We start from the raw sequence: 2021 nt of genomic DNA, 5'->3' as shown, positions 1-2021 counted from the left end.
TGAAACACTCCCGGAGGCCTCCGGAATCGGGGCGCCAATGCTGGCTGAGCTGGCGCGGCTTCAGTACAGCGACTTCACCGCCGAGAAGCTGGTCGGCTCCGTAGCAACGATGACATCGCTCGAGATCTCCATGCCCAGGAGCACCTCGCCGAACCCGTAGTCGCTGAAGTAGTAGTCCAGGCCGTAGAGGTCGCGGTCTCCAGGTGGTGAGCCCGAGTTTGAGGCCAGATTCCAGTACACCCCAATCAGGGCCGCCGAGTGCGGATGGTTCACGTAGCGATCGCGCCAGAGCCGCGGACGGGACACCACTCCACCCCCGAGCGGCTCGATGAAGACGCCGAAAGTGTTCTCCGCGTCCGAGCCCTGCCCTCCGAACCACACAACGATTGGAACGTCCTCCCAGCAATAATTGCAAGTGGTCTGGCTATCATAGTAGTACTGGAGCCAAAAGGTCTCCTCTCCCTCGATCAGCACGCGGCGGATGAAATGGATCCGAAAGGGCACCCCGGACTCGGCGTAGTTCCCACCGTGGTAGAACCAGACCCGCTCGACTGTGAAGCCGGTCCCCCAGGTGTCGATGCCTGTCATGAAGTTGCCGACTGCAGCACCACTCGAGGCATCCCAGATCGCGGCGAAGGGAATCCCGTCGTGGATGTCGATGTTCATGTGCCCAACGGTGTCGGCGCGCGAAGGCCTTCCTCCCATCGCAGCGAGGCAGACCGCCAAGACCACATGGGCAACAGATCTAGAAGCGAACCACCTGGAGCTTTGCATCAGAGCCTCCTCCGGCGACCGGCACCGTGGCAAGGCTCCTCGCCACCGGCTGCAATTGGCCGCGCGTCGCCGCCCTCCATTCTAACACGAGTTGGCATGCCACGACCACGCGGCGGCTTTGGCCAGCGCCTAAGGGCCGCTCTGCCTGGGGTTCGGTGGCTCTCGGGTGGTGCCGGCCGTAGTCCCCGCTTCGGATTCCCCGAAGGTCCCGCTTCCGTCACCGATTCCTAGATCGAGGGCCGCGTGGCGCCGCCCACGCCCGTCTGCTCGACGTAGCCCTGCCCGAGCCGCTCGCCGCCCGCGCCGCGCAGCTCCACCGCGCCTTCCCAGTAGTGCAGGCCGCTGAGCCGGCTCGCGTTCTCCTGCGCGGCGAGGCGCGGGACGATCGTCAGCGCGAGCGCGGCCGAGGGCAGCGCCAGCCGCCAGCGCTCTGGGTAGCGGAGCCTGGTCGCGGGGCTCACCCAGGCGCCCTCGGGGCTGAGCGTCCAGTCGCCGGGCGCGAGGTAGCGCGCGCGGCCATCGGCGTCGACGAGCGTGCCGCGCTGCCAGTCGGCGCGACCCGCGCGGTCGCGGAGCTGGTAGAGCATCAGCTCGCGGCCGTCGTCGAGTTGGAGGCTGAACCAGTCCCAGCCCACCTGCTGCGGCTCGAGCTGGTTGCTGCCGAACTCCTGGTCGAACCAGCCGAGCCCGCGCACGCGCCGCTCGCGGCCGCCGACGCTGAGCGTGCCCTCCACCGCCAGGCGCGTGAAGCTGACGTACTGGCTCGCCGACGTCGGCCCCGCGCCCTTGCGGCTGTAGCCGTTCGGGCCCTGGAAGACGAGGGGCTTCAGCGGTCGCGTCTGGAGGCGATAGGCCAGGCCCTGCGCGCTGTCGGCCATCGCGATGTCGAAGGCCTCGCCGTTCCACGCGAGGGTCCAACGGGCGTCCGTGCCGGCCGGCGCTCGGCACCAGGCGATCAGGGTGTCCGGGTAGCTGCCGAAGCCGCCGAGCAGGGGCGTCGCGCGCGTGAGCAGCTCGCTGAAGTGGTGGCGGCCCGCGCCAGGCGCCAACTCGCCGATCGCGGCGTGGCCCATGACGAGGTCGCTGGCGCTCCAGGCCGAGCCGGACGCCGGCGCCTCCGGCGTCAGCCCGATGCGAAAGAGCGTGAACTGCAAGCCGAACTGCGCGGCGGGGTCGTGCAGGTCCTGGAGCTGCGCGGTGAGGTACCACCACTCGGTCATGCTGCCGGGGTGCTACCAGTGGTCCCG

The 2021-nt window shown here is 69.0% G+C and carries 2 protein-coding genes; both read right to left on the bottom strand.

What is annotated here, in order from left to right:
- Window positions 1-60 precede the first annotated feature (60 nt).
- Window positions 61-666 (bottom strand): hypothetical protein, encoded by a 606-nt coding sequence (locus FJ251_15805; GenBank protein ID MBM4119166.1) that lies wholly within the window; start codon window positions 664-666, stop codon window positions 61-63.
- A 335-nt stretch (window positions 667-1001) separates the two neighbouring features.
- Window positions 1002-1994 carry a carotenoid 1,2-hydratase gene (locus tag FJ251_15800; GenBank protein MBM4119165.1) on the bottom strand — a complete coding sequence of 331 codons (993 nt, stop codon included), beginning with the start codon at window positions 1992-1994 and terminating at the stop codon, window positions 1002-1004.
- Window positions 1995-2021: the final 27 nt, after the last annotated feature.

It is taken from the genome of bacterium (assembly GCA_016873475.1).
In the GTDB taxonomy this organism is placed as follows: Bacteria; Krumholzibacteriota; Krumholzibacteriia; order JACNKJ01; family JACNKJ01; genus VGXI01.
This window is presented reverse-complemented; position numbering and strand designations above follow the sequence as displayed.

Coding starts and splice junctions, on each gene's coding strand:
- FJ251_15805 (MBM4119166.1), bottom strand. CDS start 666: ATGAACATCGACATCCACGACGGGATTCCCTTCGCCGCGATCTGGGAT.
- FJ251_15800 (MBM4119165.1), bottom strand. CDS start 1,994: ATGACCGAGTGGTGGTACCTCACCGCGCAGCTCCAGGACCTGCACGAC.